This window comes from Vibrio sp. 1641, assembly GCF_033339995.1.
GTDB lineage: Bacteria > Pseudomonadota > Gammaproteobacteria > Enterobacterales > Vibrionaceae > Vibrio > Vibrio alginolyticus.
In genome coordinates this window covers 419,996-438,820 of sequence record NZ_JAWOVP010000003.1, presented here as the reverse complement: position 1 = coordinate 438,820, position 18,825 = coordinate 419,996, and the positions used below count along the sequence as shown (strand labels likewise).

Here is an 18,825-nt window from a genome sequence, read left to right as displayed (position 1 = left end):
AACACTCACTCTAATTCAGTACAAAACAGATTGAGTTCTGCGGTATGTGCTGTTAGTTTAAAAAACATGAAAATACACGTTCGCCCTTCATTAACAACCTTCTCTTGGTGGCGCTCTAAATAGAGCGGCGCGGAATACTTACATTCTTAAGCTGCTGGATGGTAGCTAAGAGTGTTTGATCTTTTTATCTCCAGTAGCGATCTATTAATTACTTGGAGACAAATATGAATACCCATAAAAATACATCTCAGCGTGAAATTATACTTACCGGAGATCGAGCAACAGGTCCATTACACCTCGGGCACTATATTGGTTCATTGCAACAACGAGTCAAATTGCAAACGGAGCACGAGCAAACGATCTTGGTCGCGGACATGCAAGGGTTGACGGATAACGCGCATAATCCATCAAAGGTATCCTCTAATATTCTCAATGTCGTTGCAGATTATTTGGCTGTTGGTATCAACCCCGCTCAAACTACGATCACGTTGCAGTCTCAAATTCCAGCGTTAGCCGAGTTGACAATGTATTACAGTAATCTTGTTTCTATCGCACGATTAGAGCGAAACCCCACGGTTAAAAATGAGATTCAAAGTAAAGGCTTTGAACGCTCTATTCCCGCAGGCTTTTTAACGTATCCAATTTCTCAAGCTGCTGATATTACGGGGTTTCATGCGACGCTAGTACCAGTGGGTGATGACCAACTGCCGATGTTAGAGCAAACTAATGAAATCGTGAGAAAAATAAACCATCTGGGTGGAAAAGAGGTTCTTAGAGAATGCCGTCCATTACTTAGCGATGCACCTCGTTTGCCGAGTACTGACGGTAAAAATAAGATGTCTAAAAGCATGGGGAACGCAATCAACTTAGGGGCCTCCGAAAAGGAGATTTCCGCGGCAGTGAAATCTATGTATACCGATCCCAATCATCTGAAAATTGAGGACCCTGGCCAAGTCGAAGGGAATATTGTATTCATCTACCTCGATGCTTTTCATCCTGATAAAAATTATGTCGAACAGCTAAAAGACCATTATCGACGAGGTGGGTTAGGTGATGGTTTGACCAAGAAAGTGTTAGAAGAATGCTTACAAGAGATGCTTCGCCCTATTCGAGAAAAGCGCGCTATGTATTTGAATGATAAAGCGCAGCTGATTGATATTTTAAAACAAGGTAGTGAGCGTTCTCGCGAGAAAACCGAAAAAGTGCTATTTGATGTGAAAGATGTATTTGGTTTAAATTTGTTCTGAATTAAAAGTAGAGATTTGAACATAAGGCACGACGGCTGGTTAGCAACGTGCCTTTTTAAGTTCCCAGTCAGTCAAAGCGCATTGTTAAGAAGAAAAAAATTCACGACGAAAATCCGCGACTTCTTGTTGGTAATAGCTTTGCCATTCCGGTTCTGACAAATTTGAATGGCTAGAAGCTCTTTGCGTTCTTAGCTTGGACTCAAGTTGTTGTAATGCTTGTTGGTAATCTTTGACTTGTTTTTTTTGCTCTGTAATTTGCTGCTGACGAGCATGAATGTTTTTACTTTCTTCTTTCGTTAAGTAAGTTCGTTCAAGCTCTGCGATGATCGCCAAGCGATCTGGTAGGCTCATACTATTAGGAATCAGGGTGACCGCACGCTCATATTTTTCCTGGTCGCTTGTTAGCCCGATAGCATCTGCATGTTCTTGCCAGTCAATGGTGAGTTGTTCGAAAGTTCGCAAAAAGTTATCTGGGCTTTGAGTGTCCAGCTTTTGGGCTTCTAAGTTGAAATCGTACAGCGCGAACTCATCCGCGAAAACAACATCAGCCAATTCTCCCCAGATGCTTCTTGCTTCGTTCTTCAGCTGTGCAATACGCGACGCCAGTGATTGTTGCTCATCAAATAACAAATTTCCTACACTCTCTTGCCATTGGCTGCTGAGCTGAGGGTAGTTCGCCAAAAGCTGGAATCGAGCTGAAGATAAATGCGCCTCAAACAAGGCGATCTGCTCTTCACAACTACGGTTCAACATACACTCATGCCAAAACGTCTCAAGTTCAGCGACAAGTTTCCTGCCTTTGAGTTGAGTTAATCGCTCAGTCGTTATTTGAACTGTGGAAGGGAGGTTAGCTGTTTGTGGTGAAGTATCCGTATCGGGCACGATGCTGCTTGTTTGTGGTGATGTACTGGAGACACTCTGATTTTTTGTCTTAGGGGAAGGAGAGGAAGCGAGCTCTTCTTTTTGAACATCGTGACTGAAAGTTAAAAATATCATGCCCGCCATAATGGCGGACATGATTATCAAAGCGATTTTCTTCATGGCTTGATTGTTGCGCTTACTGGGAAATGGTCAGAAAGGTTATAGTGTTTCCATAAACTCTCTGCGGTTGTGCGCGGCACGTCTACACGGTTGTCATTGAATGATTTCACCCCGTATTCACTACTCACCATAACATAGTCAAGGTATTCCACGTTTTCGCCACCTGATAACGCTTCACCTGCGAAGTTATTGATACGGGGATCAAAGGTTGACTCCGTGTAACCAGAGTAGTGAGGCTCTATGGCACTTAAGTTAGCGATCATTTGTTGGTAGTCACCAGGGAACTTTCTTTTGTTTACGTTAAAGTCGCCGCTGTATACCACAGTTTCGCTTGAAGGAATGTCAAGAGATTGGGCGAGTGCGCGGATTTGTTTGAACTGGCGCTGACGATACTCACGGGCGGTGTCTGTATCGAAAGATGCGGTATGGGTAGCAAACACATGGTAAGCCTGACCACCTTTAATTATTTCCGCATAATTTACGCCTTTATCGGCAAAGCAGTCTGTACCAGAGCAATCGGGAAAGACATATTGCGCTTCATTCACGATAGGGTAGCGACTAACTATGATTACGCCACCATCATGAATATTAACGCCTTCTTTATCTAACATCTTTGTTTGGTAAGGATATTCCTTGGCTAACTCACGTAAGAATGTTTCACGGCCGCTGGCAAACACCTCTTGCAGCGCCAAAACATCGTAACCTTTTACATGTTGAGGAATCAGTTCGTAACGATCTCCAATGTGCGATGCAATAGCCGTCAATGCCCAGATGTTATAAGTCATCAACTTAAGGTTTTGTTCTTCGTTGTCGACAGACTCCACTACCTTGCTTGGCGTGATGGTGTAGTAAAGATCATCATATCGAGCGGTACTGTCTGACTTAAATGCCAGTTCGGTTTCTCTCGTACCAAAAGCGTTAGTGTTGGCACGATGAATGTTACGATCATCTTTGAGAGATAACTCGACATCGGCTGCGGACAAGCCGTATTCAATGGTCGAATTGTACCAATGGCCTTCCATTATTTGATTGAGTGTTATGCTTTCACCTTCGGGGCTAGAAACCACCGTTTCAAAACGGTAAGTTTGATTTGATTTCACGCCCTCCCAGCGGTTGAAGCTTAATACAGATTTAGTTTCCCACGGACCAAGTACCTGCACATGTTGTTGCCATTCTTCTCCGTATTGAAGCAAATCACTGCCTTCATGTTTTACTTGAATAGTTAACGGTTGCTCAGAGTTATTCGTTAGGTAAACGTCGGTATCTGCAATGCTGGGTAACGCTATCAAGCTACTTAATAAAAGGCTCCACTGCGAAAATTTCATCTTATTTTTCCATCATTTGAACTAGAGCAATCATTCTTGTTTATAAATGTTACTTGCACGTTAAATATGGATGACATCTAAGCCAGCGCTGAAAATTGTTATCAGAATGTGATCTTTATTCAATGGTGAGAATGGGGATATTGAGTGTGTGGCCGTTAAAGCGGTGGAAAATAGTACCAACAGTCAACGAATTGCATTCACTGCAATCAAGCTGTCATCTTTGCTCTATAAGTTGTGCGGCGTCATTCATCTAGCTATATGGCTAGAACTCAAATTGATAGATGGAGCACCATGGCTAGAGCAGTAAATCCAACCGATGAAACCATCATTAAATTGTTACAAGAGCAAGGTTTGATTAGAAGTGAAGCAGAAGCGCGTTTAAAGAAAGAGGTGTACCGCTTGCAACCTAATGAGATAGCAAAAGTAAAAAATTATGCCCAGCATTTTGGGATAAATGCGAAAGAAAAGCTCATCGATGAGATCTTGGATCTGCGCCGAGAAGCGCTCATGAAAAGATGTAGACACAATACGGAGCATACGAGCCTATCTCTAAAATAGCATGTGATAAAACTATCAATTACTGGTCAAGATTTGATCTCTCAAGCCGATGTATATAAGAGCGTTCAATGATATCGAGCGCAAAAAACAGTGTGTTTTAGAGGTTAAGCTTTCACTTAAGTGAGAGGTTTGGAAAGGCTGCGGGGAGAAAGTGCATGCGTATTAAAGACTTAAGTGTCGTAAAGAAAATATCGGTTAGTTATTTAACCGTTTTTGCCGTGTTTGGTTTAGTGTCAGTAATGTTGGTGCAAGGTTTGTTAACACTGAATAAAGACATCTCAGTGTTAACAGATAAAAGTTTACCTTCTGTTGCGATTTTGAAAGGTATCCAAGTTGATATTACTAAAGTGCGTAAAGATGAGTTCTCTTTATTGCCAAACGCAAATCACCCCAAAATTGGTGAGTGGTTAAAAGGCCTCGACCAATGGCGTTCTGATGTGCAGGCTGGTATTGCAGAATACGAAAAGCTCGACCTTAATAAGCGTGAAACGCAGTCCTTTAGCGTTTTTAAAGAAACTTGGAATCAATACATCAAAGAAACGAAGACTTACAACGTATTGCTAAGCCAAGGCGATGCTGAAAGTGCAAATGATGTAATTTTATCAAGTTTCGATACCTACTCAAAAGCGTTGAGCAGCTTGGATGATACCCTCGCGTTGAACGATGAGTTGGTGAATTTGATTGGCGAAGAAGTACAAAGTGAAGCGGCATTTACACAATACAGCGCTGCTGTTGGTGCGCTTGTCGTCGCATTGGTCATGGTAATGTCTGCCATGTTGCTTTCTCGAGTCATCTGCGGGCCTGTTGATCGAGCACTGGAATTCGCTTCCAAAATCGCCAAGGGTCAATTGAATAATCAAATCGACGAAAGCGAATTGAGCAAAGACGAGTTAGGAACGCTGCTCAAAGAGCTTGTCGGTATGCAAACAAACTTACATTCGTTGGTTTCTGAGATTAATGACTCAACGATTCAGCTAACGGCAGCAGTAGAGGAAGTGAGTGCTATTTCTTCTCAGACCGCTTCTGGTATGCAAAATCAACAAATTGAACTTAGCTCGGTGGCTTCTGCGATGACAGAAATGCAAGCTGCTGTAAGTGAAGTGGCACAAAGTACCGAAGTTGGCGCAACCTCTGCTTATTCGGCTGCGGAAGTGGCAAAGCAAGGAACGGTGACGTTACAACAAACTATCGCAGTAATTGAGCGTGTATCACATACGATCCAAGAATCAGATGAACTGGCACGTGAGCTTGAATCGAGCTCAAACAATATCAATGTGGTCGTAGATGTGATCCGCGGGATTGCCGAGCAAACAAACTTGTTAGCACTGAACGCCGCAATTGAAGCCGCTCGGGCTGGTGAACAAGGACGTGGGTTTGCTGTTGTGGCAGATGAGGTTCGTTCTCTGGCGCAACGCACTCAAGACTCCACTTCACAAATTGTGGAAATTGTTAATCAACTACAAGAGAGCAGCAGTAAAATAGGGCATTCAAGCCGTGATTGTCAGGAGGGTATTTCTCAGTGTGTTGAGCAAGTTAATGATGCTGATAGCCAGATAAAAGAAATTGAACATTCTGTCGATAACATAGCGCAAATGAGCACACAAATCGCAACGGCGTGCAGTGAGCAGAATTCTGTATCCGAAGAGCTGAATCGCAGCGTGGAGCATATTAATAGTGCTTCAACAGAGATGGCTGAGGGAGCTTCACAAACGGCTGTGGCTTGTCAGCAGATTAGTAGCCTAGCGCACAACTTGAAAACTCGAATGGGTTCATTCCAGCTCTAGTTGTTGTGTTTCAGCTTTATTCCTAACCTCATTGCTACAATAAATAAGCCGGACGAAATGTCCGGCTTATTTATTCTCTGTCTATATAAGTTCAGAGTATGCTCAACCTTGGGAGAATATGCTCGCTAGGCTGGAATACCACTGTGAAACTTAAAATCTGTATCTGGCGTAGAAATTAAATCTGCCTCTATACGTCCAAAGTAGGCGATGCGCTCGCTGATATCTTTGCCTGCGATTTGCTCCGCTAATACAAGATAATCCTGGTAATGGCGTGCTTCAGAACGTAATAAAGAAATGTAGAACTTTGCGATATCGTCATCCATATGTGGTGCTAGTTTGGCAAAACGCTCACAAGATCGGGCTTCGATGTACGCACCAATGATGAGTTTATCGATCAGCGTTTCCGGCTCATGAGTCTTCATATGCGAAATCAGTCCTTTAGCATAGCGACTTGCTGGAATATTTTTATACTCAATTCCACGACTTTCCATGATCTCTAAAACTTGATAAAAGTGGTGTAACTCCTCTTTTATCAAAAGCACCATCTTATCGATCAAATCTTGGCTGTATGGTGAGTCGGACTTAGCCATGATTGACTTAGAAATATTGCTCTTGCCTTTTAAAGTTTCCAATGAGCCTACGTTACGGTAAGCAAAATCTTCGTAGGGCTTAAACCAGTCAAGTAGAGCATGTGAACTGGATTGGTCAACGGCATACTTACGAATTAAAAACATGGCAGATTGGCCAGCTTTTAGTTCGCACAGTAGGTGGTCTAACAAAATGGTTTGAAGGTTCTCTGGTTTCTTTGCTTCCTCTACCCATTCATCAGGTGTACTGCATTGCAGAAATTGGTTAATGGGAGCAAGAAGATCTTGATAGGCGTCTAGATTCATCATTTTAGTTTTAGTACTTCACATTTTTATTGGGCATATCCGTTGTCTTGCGGATAGAAAAAAGGCTGCAATTGCAGCCTTTTTTGACCTGAAGTGAATGTTACCACTTTTTCTTCTCGCCGAAGAGTGCTTCCATGTCATTGTCACGCTCTTTGTCAGCAATCTGCTGCATTTCGGCATCGCTTTTATCTTGGCGCTTTTTATCTAAGTCACCCAACATCTCTTCAAGCTTTTGTTTCGCTTGAATAGAATAAGGATCGCTCTTAGTGCTCAAAGCATCGATACCTTTACGCAGCAGTTGAAGCGCGGTGCCTGGTTGGCCACGAGCGATAGAGTCGTTTGCTCTTTTGATGACATTTTCAATGTTGATGCGAATTTGCATCGTTTCCAAGCGCGCATTTTCAGTGACGTAAGTCTGGGTATCCAATCGGCCTTTGTTGTGCTCGTTACGGATAGTGTCACGAAGTCGTTTAACCAGCTTAAGCATGACGATAGCTTGTTTATCACTACTCGGCATCTTGAAAGTGGTACTCTCGCCAGTAGGACCATTCTCTTTTAGCTGCGTAATCTGCTGCTTCATATTTTCGATACGTTGAGCAAGTTGCTTGTTCTTCGGGTCCAGCTCATGCATGCTCTCTAGCGCGTCAAGAATACGATTGTTTAGACACAGCAACAGCTCTTTACTAAAAGGGATATGGTGTGCATGACCAATCAACTCTTCAGTACCATCTATCAAGGCTACATATCGCGCTGATTCCTGCCTTTTTGCGGTTTCAACTTTAACCTTATATTGCAACATAATGTTATAGCCTAGGATTAACACCAGTAGGATGGCTACCAAAGCGATTATTAAACCAATATTCATATCTTTGCGTCTGCTTTACTTTTCTGCGGCTAGCGTTAAAGAATACATGAATCTTATCTTACTCGGCACCTTATTTGTTTGATTATTTTGTCTCTCCCACGTTTTAGTTACTGATAGAAGTCACATCATAGAACTTCGGTCATTTATTGGCTCAACTTTGTGCATATTGTTTCTTGCTTGAAGATTATTAGTATGTGATTGAGGTATAAGTTAGAAATTGCTGTTCATTTCGATTTGAACGCGTTATAACTAATTATTATATCGCTCGCTTGAGTGGCCAATAAACTCTCTCATGAATAAGTAAGGGATTACGATGAAACTGCAGCAGCTGAAGTATATTGTTGAGGTTGTAAACCATAATCTGAATGTATCTGCAACGGCGGAAAGCTTATATACCTCTCAGCCAGGTATCAGTAAACAGGTTCGGTTGCTGGAAGACGAGTTAGGCATTCAGATTTTTGAACGTAGCGGTAAGCACTTAACGCAAGTGACGCCAGCTGGAGAAGAAATTGTACGTATCTCTCAAGAAATTCTCGCTCGTGTAGAAAGTATCAAAGCGGTGGCTGGAGAGCACACCCATCCAGAAATGGGGACGCTGAATATCACCACGACACATACGCAGGCTCGTTATGCACTGCCAGATGTCATCAAAGGTTTTACTTCTCGTTATCCAAAAGTGTCGTTACACATGCACCAAGGTACACCGTCACAAATGTCTGAGGCGATAGCTAAAGGCACAGCGAATTTTGCGATTGCGACAGAAGCTCTTCACTTATATCAAGATGCCATCATGCTGCCTTGTTATCACTGGAATCGTTCAATAGTTGTGCCTAAAGACCACCCACTAGCGAAGAAAGACAAAGTAACGATCAGTGATCTTGCCGCTTACCCATTAGTCACTTACGTGTTCGGTTTTACTGGCCGTTCAGAGCTGGATACAGCATTCAACCGCGAAGGTTTAACCCCGCGAGTGGTGTTCACGGCAACTGATGCAGACGTCATTAAAACTTACGTTCGTATGGGTATTGGTGTGGGTGTGATTGCAAGCATGGCTGTGGATGAAGAGCAGGACGGTGACTTGGTTGCAATAGATGCGAGCCATTTGTTTGGCGCGAGCACCACGAGCATCGGCTTCCGCCGTGGTACATTCTTACGCTCTTACATGTTCGATTTTATGGAGCGTTTTGCACCGCACTTAACGCGTCCAGTGGTTGAGCAGGCGATTTCGTTGAAGTCTAATGCAGAAATCGAAGAGATGTTTAAAGACATCGAGCTTCCGGTGAGATAACACTTCATTGATGTTTCGATTCCCTCTACAATGCGCTCGTTGTAGGGGGTAGCTATGAAAACGCAATTTCAATTTATTAATGACTGCTTAATCGAAAACCAATCTTTGTGGCGATTCGAGCCTTTTAAAAGCAGCATTCACACATCATTACCTTGGCAGGAGCAACATCCTCGACTGTGCCAATGGCTAGCGTCTCTTACTCCCTCTCAAATCGAAGAATACAAAGCAGCACCAGAACTCGCGTTAAAAGCACTTAGTCCGTTTTTTCCTGAGCTTGAACAACTCGCAGAACTGACTCATTTAGAGCTTTTGTCGTTAAACGGCTTGGAACTCGCTCGTGGTTTAGATAACGGTATTCCGGGACGTAAGTTGGAGCAAATTAGCTCGATGGGTGAAGCTGCAATTCAACAACGCTGTGGCGAAGAATGGCTAGAATGGTGCTCAGGTAAAGGTTACTTGGGGCGAATCCTGACAACGCAAACCGATCAGCCTGTAACCAGCTTTGAATACCAACAAGCACTGTGCGATTCGGGGCAACAAGCAGCCAATGAACATCATTGGAAGATGACGTTTATTCAAGGCGACGCGTTTGATAGCAAAGCGAAAGCCGTGTTTAAGCCAACGCAACACGCAGTAGCACTGCATGCATGCGGTGACCTTCACGTTCGTCTAATGCAGTACGGCAGTGAAAATGGGGTTGCTGCGATGACCATATCACCTTGTTGTTACCACTTGATTCAGTCGGAACAATACCAGCCGATGTCGGAATCGGGCAGGGCTTCTTCTCTCTCATTGTCTAAGCAAGAACTGCGTATCCCATTACAACAAACGGTGACGGGAGGAGAGCGCGTGCGTCGTCATCGTCAGCAGGAAATGATGTTTCGTCTTGGGTTTGATTTGATCACGCGACAAGCTTTGGGAATGGCAGAGTATCAGCCTGTGCCGAGTATCCGTAAGTCGCAATTAAGTGATGGTTTTGAAGCCTTATGTCGCTGGGCAGCGGAGCAAAAAGGCATTGTTCTTCCTCAAGAAATCGATTTCTCTCATTTTGAAAAGTTAAGCGAACAACGCTTCTGGCAAATGGAGAGAATGAGCTTAGTGCAACTTGTTTTTCAACGTCCGTTGGAGATCTGGCTCGCATTAGACAAAGTGCTTTATCTTGAAGAACGTGGTTACCGTGTTAGATTGTCAGAGTTTTGCCCTAAATCGGTCACGCCTAGAAATATTTTAATTTGTGCATATAAGATTTAGTTATTCTTTATAGCCAAACGCTCTATATGAAAAAGCCCACTTATGAGTGGGCTTTTGTAAACAAAACGTGACAAGTTATGTTTTATTTTGTCATTAATTAAACATAGCGATAGCTTGAGTTGGTTCAACGTATTCCAAGTCAAAGCTTTCTGCTACTTCTTTACACGTTACTTTTCCGTGAATAACGTTTAGACCTTCAAGGAAGCCTTTATCTTCTAGAAGTGCTTCGCGGTAGCCTTTATTTGCTAACTTCACGATGTATGGAAGTGTAGCGTTGTTGAGTGCAAATGTTGAAGTGCGAGCAACTGCGCCAGGCATATTTGCTACACAGTAGTGAACCACTTCATCAACGATGTAAGTTGGATCTGCGTGAGTTGTCGCGTGTGAAGTTTCGAAACAACCGCCTTGGTCAATTGCCACGTCAACCACTGCTGCACCAGGCTTCATCTTAGCAATGTGCTCTTTAGTGACCAGTTTAGGTGCTGCTGCGCCAGGAATTAGAACGGCACCGATAACCAGGTCCGCTTCTAGAACATGCTTCTCGATAGCGTCTTCAGTAGAATAAACCACTTTTGCGCGACCTTGGAATTCTTCGTCAAGCTTACGAAGTGTGTCTACGTTACGGTCTAGAATAGTGACGTCAGCGCGAAGGCCAACCGCCATACGAGCAGCGTTTGCACCAACAACGCCACCACCAACGATAACGACTTTTGCAGGTTCAACACCAGGTACGCCGCCTAGGAGCAGACCACGACCGCCGTGCGATTTTTCCAACGTTTGCGCACCAGCTTGGATAGACATCCGACCTGCCACTTCTGACATTGGTGCTAACAGTGGCAAACGACCCATATTATCTGTTACAGTCTCATAGGCTATACAGACAGCTTTGCTCTTGATTAGCTCATCAGTTTGTGGAAAATCTGGTGCTAGGTGTAAATAAGTAAATAAAATTTGCCCTTCGCGGAGCATTGCTCTCTCTACTGCTTGGGGTTCTTTTACTTTTACAATCATGTCTGCTTGCGCAAATACGTCAGCAGCATGAGGGAGAATGGATGCGCCGACAGCGATGTAATCATCGTCTGAAAAACCAATGCCGGCACCTGCATTGGTCTCAACTAAAACTTGGTGACCATGTGAGATGAGTTCTCTCACGCTAGCTGGGATCATACCAACACGATATTCGTGATTCTTGATTTCCTTAGGTACGCCAATGATCATCCTGTATCCTCTTTCTATAATGGTTGTATTAACTGTTAGTAGGGTGTTATTGTCGAATTAATAACTAGTATAGTTATAGATTTGTAAAATTTGGCACCAAATATTAAAAAGTTGTAGTATATTTTTTTGCAAGGAAGTAATAAGGTGGAATAAAAAATGGCAGACAACTATAAAAAGCCGTCCAAGGAACTAGACCGTATCGACCGCAACATTCTTAATGAGCTGCAGAAAGACGGTCGTATTTCAAACGTTGAGCTTTCAAAACGTGTGGGACTTTCTCCAACGCCATGTTTGGAGCGTGTACGTCGCTTAGAGCGTCAGGGTTATATCACAGGGTATACTGCATTATTGAATCCGCAGTTCCTGGATGCATCACTATTAGTATTCGTTGAGATTACGCTAAACCGTGGTGCGCCGGATGTGTTTGAGCAGTTTAACTCAGCTGTTCAAAAGCTAGACGACATACAAGAGTGTCATCTTGTTTCAGGTGACTTTGACTATCTTCTTAAAACCCGTGTATCAGATATGGGTGCTTACCGCCGACTATTGGGCGATACGTTACTACGTCTACCTGGCGTAAATGACACTCGCACATACGTTGTTATGGAAGAAGTGAAACAATCTAACCAGCTTGTGATCAAAACTCGTTAATTTCTTGCAAAGAAAGCGGTATATGCTTCCGCTTTCGCCAGAGAGTAATTGGGTTTTTCTCCTTGATATGGTTAAATCAATTTACCGAGCGGCTTGATGCCGCTCGGAATGTTTTGCAATTTCCTATTTCATTTCCATATTCAAGTTGATTTATGTTCAAAGAGAACGCAAAGAAAGTCGAAACCATTATCAAAACCAGTGAAGAGCCCCAGTCTTCACGCTTAAATGGCTTCCAACGCTTAAAAGAGTGCTGCTTTATCGTTGGCGTTCTTAGCTCGGTATTGCTTGCGGTTGCACTATTTACCTTCAGTCCGGCCGATCCTTCTTGGTCCCAAACCGCATGGGGAGGGGATATCGATAATGCTGGTGGCCTTTTCGGCGCTTGGCTAGCCGATACTCTATTCTTCACATTTGGCTCTCTCGCTTACCCAATCCCTTTCTTGCTAGCGGCGGCTGCATGGGTGATTTGCCGTAAACGAGGAGAAGATGAGCCAATTGATTTCATGCTATGGGGTACAAGGCTGCTCGGTCTTGTCGTCCTTATTATGACCAGTTGCGGTCTTGCCGATATTAATTTTGATGACATTTGGTATTTTTCATCCGGAGGTGTGGTCGGGGATGTGTTGTCTAGCCTCGCTTTACCTACATTGAATGTACTCGGTACCACATTGGTACTGCTGTTCTTGTGGGGAGCGGGCTTTACGCTCTTCAGTGGCATCTCATGGCTTAACATCGTGGAATGGCTTGGTGATCGTGCGTTAGCACTAATTGCCGCGCTTGCAAATAAGGCAAGAGGTTCAGAGCAGGAAGTTTTAGAACCTCAGCTTGATGAGTTTGTAGAAGACAAAGTCTCTACGCCTAAACATAATGTAGACCATGAAATTGATGATGAGCCGCTTCCTCATTTAACGGCGTACGATGTCGATGAACCGAAAGAGTCGGCGCCAGCGCATGAGTATCCTATTTATATGCCGCAAGCTAAACCTGATAAGCCTGCGGAACAGGCGATGGTAGAACCGACGCCACCACAACGCAAGGCTACGGTTAATGCTGCGCCAGTTTATTCTGAACCTGAGCCTCAAATACAACCTATCCATACGGTTAACACTGATAACGTTGATCCGCTCTTGGAACGCACCAAGCAACTGAATGTTACGATAGAAGAGCTTGAAGCAGCGGCGCAACAAGCAGATGACTGGGGAACTGAAGAACAGGCAGCTCCATCATTTGCAGATACTTACTCTTCCTATGTAGGGCAACATACAGCAACAGAAGAACCGATCAGCGTTGAACCAGATTATGCGGAGTACGAACAATTTGAAGCAGAGCAAGTACAGCAGCCAAGTATTGAGCATCCTGTACATGAAGAGCCTGCGATTGATTCTGCTGTATTAGATAGCATCACGGCGCAAACGGAATCGAGCCAACATATTGAGCCTACGATCTCTGACTTTGATGTGTTAGATGATGAAGACGAAGAGGAGTCTCAGCCTGCACAGCAAGTACAGCCAACAACGCCTCATCAGCAAGTTGCAACACCTTCAACAACATTTGAACCTGCACCTCAAAAAGTGGAAGTAGAAGAGGTCCAAGACAACGACCAAGACGTTACCGCATTCCAAGATATGGTTTCCAATGCGCAAGCCAAAGTCGCTGCAACACAGAACCCATTTTTGGTACAGAAAGAAGAAAACTTGCCAGTTCCGGAAGAGCCACTCCCAACGCTCGAGTTGCTTTATCATCCAGAAAAACGTGAAAACTTTATCGACCGTGATGCGTTAGAGCAGGTCGCTCGATTGGTAGAGAGCAAACTCGCTGACTACAAAATCAAAGCCGATGTGGTTGGTATTTATCCTGGTCCAGTGATCACTCGTTTTGAGCTTGATTTGGCGCCGGGGGTGAAAGTAAGTCGTATTTCTGGTCTTTCAACTGACTTAGCGCGTGCATTGTCTGCGATGGCGGTACGTGTCGTGGAAGTAATCCCTGGCAAGCCTTACATCGGTTTGGAACTGCCAAACATGAGTCGTCAGACGGTCTATTTATCTGATGTCATCAGTAGCCCTCAGTTTGAGCAAGCAACGTCACCAACAACGGTTGTGTTAGGTCAAGACATTGCGGGCGAAGCTGTGGTGGCCGATCTTGCGAAGATGCCTCACGTGTTAGTAGCAGGTACAACAGGTTCTGGTAAGTCGGTGGGTGTGAACGTGATGATTTTGAGCATGCTGTATAAAGCAGGTCCAGAAGATGTACGCTTCATCATGATTGACCCGAAAATGCTAGAGCTTTCTATTTATGAAGGTATCCCTCATCTTCTTTCTGAAGTTGTGACTGATATGAAAGACGCATCAAATGCTCTACGTTGGTGTGTGGGCGAGATGGAACGTCGTTACAAATTGATGTCGGCATTAGGTGTACGTAATGTGAAGGGCTTCAACGAAAAATTGAAGATGGCAGCAGAAGCGGGCCACCCAATCCATGACCCGTTCTGGCAGGAAGGCGACAGCATGGATACTGAACCGCCATTGCTAGAAAAGCTGCCTTACATCGTTGTTGTTGTTGACGAATTTGCTGACCTAATGATGGTGGTAGGTAAGAAAGTTGAAGAACTGATTGCTCGCTTGGCGCAAAAAGCGCGTGCGGCAGGTATTCACTTAATTCTTGCGACTCAGCGTCCATCGGTTGATGTTATTACCGGTCTAATTAAAGCGAACATTCCAACTCGTGTTGCGTTTACGGTATCGACTAAAACGGACTCTCGTACAATCCTAGATCAAGGCGGCGCAGAATCACTACTTGGTATGGGTGATATGTTGTATCTACCGCCGGGATCAAGTCATACAACTCGTGTTCACGGTGCATTTGCATCAGATGATGATGTTCATGCAGTTGTAAACAACTGGAAAGCGCGTGGTAAACCGAACTACATTGAAGAGATCATCAGTGGAGATCAAACTCCAGAAAGTCTATTGCCAGGTGAGCAAATGGAAGCGGATGAAGATGTAGACCCGCTCTTCGATCAAGTTGTTGAGCACGTGGTTCAATCACGTCGAGGTTCGGTTTCCGGTGTTCAGCGCCGATTTAAGATAGGTTACAACCGTGCCGCCCGTATTGTAGAGCAGCTTGAAGCGCAGGGCATCGTAAGTGCTCCGGGTCATAACGGTAACCGTGAAGTACTGGCACCTGCGCCACCAAAAGATTAATGAACTTGTGTTACTCACCTCAGTCCAACTGAGGTGAGTGGTTCTAATAATAGGTATCTGAATGAAAAAACTATTTTCAGCGAAACTTTTCTCCGCGCTTGTTTTAAGCTTTTCCCTCTTCTCTACTGCACACGCAGCGTCTCCTAAAGATGAATTAAACAAACGCCTTTCTATGAATGATGGCTTTAGTGCAGATTTCTCTCAGCAGGTTATCAGCCCTGAAGGCGAAACGGTGATGGAAGGAGAAGGTACGGTTGAAATTGCCCGCCCAAGCCTGTTCCGTTGGAGTACAACATTCCCTGATGAGAACCTATTGGTCTCTGACGGTAAGACATTGTGGTACTACAGCCCATTCATCGAGCAAGTGAGCATCTACTGGCAAGAGCAAGCAACAGAGCAAACGCCATTTGTTTTGCTAACGCGTAACCGAGCAAGTGATTGGAATAACTACAAAATATCTCAAAAAGGTGACCAGTTCACTCTCATTCCTACTGCAGTAGACTCCACACAAGGTCAATTCCAGATTAATATTGATGCCAAAGGTGTGGTGAAAGGCTTCAATGTGGTTGAGCAAGACGGCCAAAAAGGTTTGTTCACCTTTAACAACGTGAAGCTGGGTAAACCAAAAGCAGACAGATTCACATTCACAATTCCAAAAGGTGTGGAAGTGGATGACCAAAGGAATTAATTGGTAGTGAGTAATTACACATTAGATTTCTCGGGGGACGAAGATTTTCGTCCCCTTGCTGCTCGTATGAGACCGGAAACGATCGAGCAATATATTGGACAGCAGCACATTTTAGGCCCTGGTAAGCCACTGCGCCGTGCGCTAGAGGCGGGTCACATTCACTCTATGATCCTTTGGGGACCACCAGGCACAGGCAAAACGACATTAGCGGAAGTGGCTGCAAACTACGCCAATGCTGAAGTAGAGCGTGTGTCTGCCGTAACGTCTGGTGTGAAAGAAATCCGTGCTGCAATCGAGAAAGCACGTGAGAACAAAATGGCGGGTCGCCGCACCATCTTATTTGTGGATGAGGTGCATCGCTTCAACAAATCTCAACAAGACGCGTTTTTACCGCATATCGAAGATGGCACGGTTACCTTTATTGGTGCGACGACAGAAAACCCATCGTTTGAGTTAAACAACGCATTGCTGTCACGTGCACGTGTCTACAAGCTAACGTCTCTCGATAAAGATGAAATCTCACTGGCGCTGAATCAAGCGATCAGTGACAAAGAGCGTGGCTTGGGCAATACACCCGCACACTTCGCTGATAACGTATTAGACCGCCTAGCAGAACTGGTAAACGGTGATGCTCGCATGTCTCTCAATTATCTTGAGCTGCTCTACGACATGGCAGAAGACAATGCGCAAGGTGAAAAAGAGATCACGCTTAAGTTGCTTGCGGAAGTAGCAGGGGAGAAAGTCTCTCGCTTTGATAACAAAGGTGATATCTGGTACGACTTAATCTCTGCGGTCCACAAATCCATTCGTGGTTCAAACCCGGATGCGGCGCTTTACTGGGCTGCACGTATGATTGCTGCGGGTTGTGATCCTCTTTATATTGCCCGTCGATTACTTGCGATAGCATCGGAAGATGTCGGCAATGCGGACCCTAGAGCCATGCAAGTGGCACTCTCCGCGTGGGACTGTTTTACACGCGTTGGTCCAGCAGAAGGTGAACGTGCGATTGCTCAAGCTATTGTTTATCTCGCGTGCGCTCCAAAGAGTAATGCCGTTTACGTTGCTTGGAAACAAGCGCTAACGGACGCTCATAACTTACCTGAATATGAAGTGCCGCATCACCTTCGAAATGCGCCAACCAGTTTGATGAAAGACATGGGTTATGGGGCTGAGTATCGTTATGCTCACGATGAGCCTGGTGCTTACGCAGAAGGTGAGCAATATTTGCCGCCTGAAATGGGCGATCGTAGGTACTATCAGCCGACAAATCGTGGTCTGGAGACCAAAATCGGCGAAAAGTTAGATTACTTGGCTACTTTAGACGCAAATAGCCCACAAAAGCGCTATGAAAAGTAGGCGTTTTTGGATACATTTGTTTAGTAAATTTTTTTAACGCGTACGCTTGGAAAGTGCGCGTGATTTCACAACAAAAAGCATAGGATTAACAATGCTGGATTCTAAATTACTTCGTACAGAGCTGGATGAAACAGCTGCTAAACTGGCGCGTCGTGGCTTTAAGCTAGACGTAGATACTATTCGTAAACTTGAAGAACAACGTAAGTCCATTCAAGTAGAAGTAGAAAATTTACAATCCACGCGTAACTCCATCTCCAAGCAAATCGGCCAAAAAATGGCGGCTGGTGACAAAGAAGGCGCAGAAGAGATCAAGAAACAAATCGGTACGCTAGGTAGCGATCTTGATGCGAAGAAAGTTGAACTTGAGCAAGTAATGGCTCAACTAGACGAATTCACGCTTTCTGTACCAAACATCCCAGCAGATGAAGTGCCAGATGGCAAAGATGAAAACGACAACGTTGAAATCTCTCGTTGGGGTGAGCCAAAATCTTACGACTTCGAACTGAAAGATCACGTTGACCTAGGTGAAATGGGTGACGGTCTAGACTTCGCAAGTGCAGTTAAGATCACTGGCGCACGTTTCATCGTGATGAAAGGCCAATTCGCTCGTCTACACCGTGCAATCGCTCAGTTTATGCTAGACCTTCACACTGAAGAGCACGGCTACACAGAAATGTACGTACCTTACCTAGTAAATTCTGACAGCCTATTCGGTACTGGTCAGCTTCCTAAGTTCGGTAAAGATCTTTTCCACACTGAGCCGCTAGCAGAAAAAGTAAACGACGAAGAGCCACGTAAACTGTCTCTAATCCCTACTGCAGAAGTACCTGTAACGAACCTAGTTCGTGACACGATTTCTGACGAAGCGGATCTACCAATTAAGATGACAGCGCACACGCCATGTTTCCGTTCAGAAGCAGGTTCTTACGGTCGTGACACTCGTGGTCTGATTCGTATGCACCAGTTCGACAAAGTTGAGCTAGTACAAATCACTAAGCCAGAAGATTCAATGAACGCACTAGAAGAGCTAACAGGTCACGCTGAGAAAGTTCTACAACTTCTTGAGCTTCCTTACCGTAAAGTGATTCTATGTACAGGTGACATGGGCTTCGGCGCTCGTAAGACTTACGACCTAGAAGTTTGGGTTCCTGCTCAAGAAACTTACCGTGAAATCTCTTCATGTTCTAACATGTGGGATTTCCAAGCTCGTCGTATGCAAGCGCGTTTCCGTCGTAAAGGCGAGAAGAAACCTGAGCTTGTACACACGCTAAACGGTTCTGGTCTTGCTGTAGGTCGTACAATGGTTGCTATTCTAGAAAACAACCAAGAAGCAGACGGCCGCATTGCAATCCCTACAGTACTTCAGAAGTACATGGCAGGCGCAACGCACATCGGTTAATTCATTAACCACTAGAACACCAAAACCCAGCCTTAGTGCTGGGTTTTTTGTTATCTGCGTC

The 18,825-nt window shown here is 44.5% G+C and carries 15 protein-coding genes; 10 read left to right on the top strand and 5 right to left on the bottom strand.

Annotation, left to right across the window (positions count from 1 at the left end):
• Window positions 1-224: 224 nt before the first annotated feature.
• Window positions 225-1,247, top strand: a complete 1,023-nt coding sequence (gene trpS / locus R7Z47_RS09825; protein WP_005378260.1) for a tryptophan--tRNA ligase — start codon at window positions 225-227, stop codon at window positions 1,245-1,247.
• A gap of 84 nt (window positions 1,248-1,331) precedes the next feature.
• Here the strand turns inward: trpS and R7Z47_RS09820 are convergent, their stop codons facing one another.
• Window positions 1,332-2,288 carry an ATP-dependent dsDNA exonuclease gene (locus tag R7Z47_RS09820; protein WP_213870141.1) on the bottom strand — a complete coding sequence of 319 codons (957 nt, stop codon included), beginning with the start codon at window positions 2,286-2,288 and terminating at the stop codon, window positions 1,332-1,334.
• Entirely contained in the window at window positions 2,285-3,613 is a 1,329-nt protein-coding gene (locus R7Z47_RS09815) for a sphingomyelin phosphodiesterase (RefSeq protein ID WP_262606602.1), read from the bottom strand. The genes R7Z47_RS09820 and R7Z47_RS09815 overlap by 4 nt, the downstream gene beginning before the upstream one ends.
• Before the next feature lie 291 nt (window positions 3,614-3,904).
• On the opposite strand from R7Z47_RS09815, the gene R7Z47_RS09810 reads away from it, so the two are divergent.
• Together R7Z47_RS09810 and R7Z47_RS09805 are read left to right on the top strand one after the other, a co-directional pair.
• On the top strand, window positions 3,905-4,171 hold the full coding sequence (locus R7Z47_RS09810) for a hypothetical protein (protein WP_005388970.1): 267 nt from the start codon (window positions 3,905-3,907) through the stop codon (window positions 4,169-4,171).
• A 155-nt stretch (window positions 4,172-4,326) separates the two neighbouring features.
• On the top strand, window positions 4,327-5,955 hold the full coding sequence (locus R7Z47_RS09805; protein WP_213870143.1) for a methyl-accepting chemotaxis protein: 1,629 nt from the start codon (window positions 4,327-4,329) through the stop codon (window positions 5,953-5,955).
• Window positions 5,956-6,080: 125 nt separating this feature from the next.
• Here the strand turns inward: R7Z47_RS09805 and miaE are convergent, their stop codons facing one another.
• Together miaE and R7Z47_RS09795 are read right to left on the bottom strand one after the other, a co-directional pair.
• A complete protein-coding gene (miaE, locus tag R7Z47_RS09800; RefSeq protein ID WP_005388968.1) occupies window positions 6,081-6,851 on the bottom strand; it encodes a tRNA isopentenyl-2-thiomethyl-A-37 hydroxylase MiaE in 771 nt (256 codons plus the stop codon).
• A 97-nt stretch (window positions 6,852-6,948) separates the two neighbouring features.
• Entirely contained in the window at window positions 6,949-7,713 is a 765-nt protein-coding gene (locus R7Z47_RS09795) for a hypothetical protein (RefSeq protein WP_005378247.1), read from the bottom strand.
• Window positions 7,714-8,026: 313 nt separating this feature from the next.
• Here R7Z47_RS09795 and cysB point away from each other — a divergent pair, with 313 nt between their 5' ends.
• Window positions 8,027-9,001, top strand: coding sequence for an HTH-type transcriptional regulator CysB (cysB, locus tag R7Z47_RS09790; protein ID WP_005388967.1), 975 nt, complete (start codon window positions 8,027-8,029; stop codon window positions 8,999-9,001).
• 54 nt (window positions 9,002-9,055) lie between these two features.
• The gene (locus R7Z47_RS09785; RefSeq protein ID WP_262596507.1) at window positions 9,056-10,252 is read left to right on the top strand and encodes a methyltransferase; all 1,197 of its coding nucleotides are present in this window, start codon (window positions 9,056-9,058) and stop codon (window positions 10,250-10,252) included.
• 93 nt (window positions 10,253-10,345) lie between these two features.
• Here the strand turns inward: R7Z47_RS09785 and ald are convergent, their stop codons facing one another.
• Window positions 10,346-11,470, bottom strand: coding sequence for an alanine dehydrogenase (gene ald, locus R7Z47_RS09780; RefSeq protein WP_005378241.1), 1,125 nt, complete (start codon window positions 11,468-11,470; stop codon window positions 10,346-10,348).
• 156 nt (window positions 11,471-11,626) lie between these two features.
• Between ald and lrp the strand changes: the two genes are divergently transcribed.
• The 5 genes from lrp to serS all read left to right on the top strand — a co-directional run bounded on the left by lrp (window position 11,627) and on the right by serS (window position 18,764).
• Window positions 11,627-12,121, top strand: a complete 495-nt coding sequence (gene lrp / locus R7Z47_RS09775; RefSeq protein WP_005378234.1) for a leucine-responsive transcriptional regulator Lrp — start codon at window positions 11,627-11,629, stop codon at window positions 12,119-12,121.
• A 152-nt stretch (window positions 12,122-12,273) separates the two neighbouring features.
• Window positions 12,274-15,321, top strand: coding sequence for a DNA translocase FtsK (locus R7Z47_RS09770; protein WP_213868361.1), 3,048 nt, complete (start codon window positions 12,274-12,276; stop codon window positions 15,319-15,321).
• Between the two features lie 61 nt (window positions 15,322-15,382).
• Window positions 15,383-16,009, top strand: coding sequence for an outer membrane lipoprotein chaperone LolA (gene lolA, locus R7Z47_RS09765; protein ID WP_005388103.1), 627 nt, complete (start codon window positions 15,383-15,385; stop codon window positions 16,007-16,009).
• Window positions 16,010-17,365 (top strand): replication-associated recombination protein A, encoded by a 1,356-nt coding sequence (locus tag R7Z47_RS09760; RefSeq protein WP_318130023.1) that lies wholly within the window; start codon window positions 16,010-16,012, stop codon window positions 17,363-17,365. It begins immediately after the preceding gene.
• Window positions 17,366-17,456: 91 nt separating this feature from the next.
• Window positions 17,457-18,764 (top strand): serine--tRNA ligase, encoded by a 1,308-nt coding sequence (serS, locus tag R7Z47_RS09755; protein WP_262606601.1) that lies wholly within the window; start codon window positions 17,457-17,459, stop codon window positions 18,762-18,764.
• Window positions 18,765-18,825 lie beyond the last annotated feature (61 nt).

Coding starts and splice junctions, on each gene's coding strand:
- R7Z47_RS09795 (WP_005378247.1), bottom strand. CDS start 7,713: ATGAATATTGGTTTAATAATCGCTTTGGTAGCCATCCTACTGGTGTTA.
- R7Z47_RS09810 (WP_005388970.1), top strand. CDS start 3,905: ATGGCTAGAGCAGTAAATCCAACCGATGAAACCATCATTAAATTGTTA.
- R7Z47_RS09820 (WP_213870141.1), bottom strand. CDS start 2,288: ATGAAGAAAATCGCTTTGATAATCATGTCCGCCATTATGGCGGGCATG.
- miaE (WP_005388968.1), bottom strand. CDS start 6,851: ATGATGAATCTAGACGCCTATCAAGATCTTCTTGCTCCCATTAACCAA.
- serS (WP_262606601.1), top strand. CDS start 17,457: ATGCTGGATTCTAAATTACTTCGTACAGAGCTGGATGAAACAGCTGCT.
- R7Z47_RS09815 (WP_262606602.1), bottom strand. CDS start 3,613: ATGAAATTTTCGCAGTGGAGCCTTTTATTAAGTAGCTTGATAGCGTTA.
- R7Z47_RS09770 (WP_213868361.1), top strand. CDS start 12,274: ATGTTCAAAGAGAACGCAAAGAAAGTCGAAACCATTATCAAAACCAGT.
- cysB (WP_005388967.1), top strand. CDS start 8,027: ATGAAACTGCAGCAGCTGAAGTATATTGTTGAGGTTGTAAACCATAAT.
- ald (WP_005378241.1), bottom strand. CDS start 11,470: ATGATCATTGGCGTACCTAAGGAAATCAAGAATCACGAATATCGTGTT.
- lolA (WP_005388103.1), top strand. CDS start 15,383: ATGAAAAAACTATTTTCAGCGAAACTTTTCTCCGCGCTTGTTTTAAGC.
- lrp (WP_005378234.1), top strand. CDS start 11,627: ATGGCAGACAACTATAAAAAGCCGTCCAAGGAACTAGACCGTATCGAC.
- R7Z47_RS09805 (WP_213870143.1), top strand. CDS start 4,327: ATGCGTATTAAAGACTTAAGTGTCGTAAAGAAAATATCGGTTAGTTAT.
- trpS (WP_005378260.1), top strand. CDS start 225: ATGAATACCCATAAAAATACATCTCAGCGTGAAATTATACTTACCGGA.
- R7Z47_RS09785 (WP_262596507.1), top strand. CDS start 9,056: ATGAAAACGCAATTTCAATTTATTAATGACTGCTTAATCGAAAACCAA.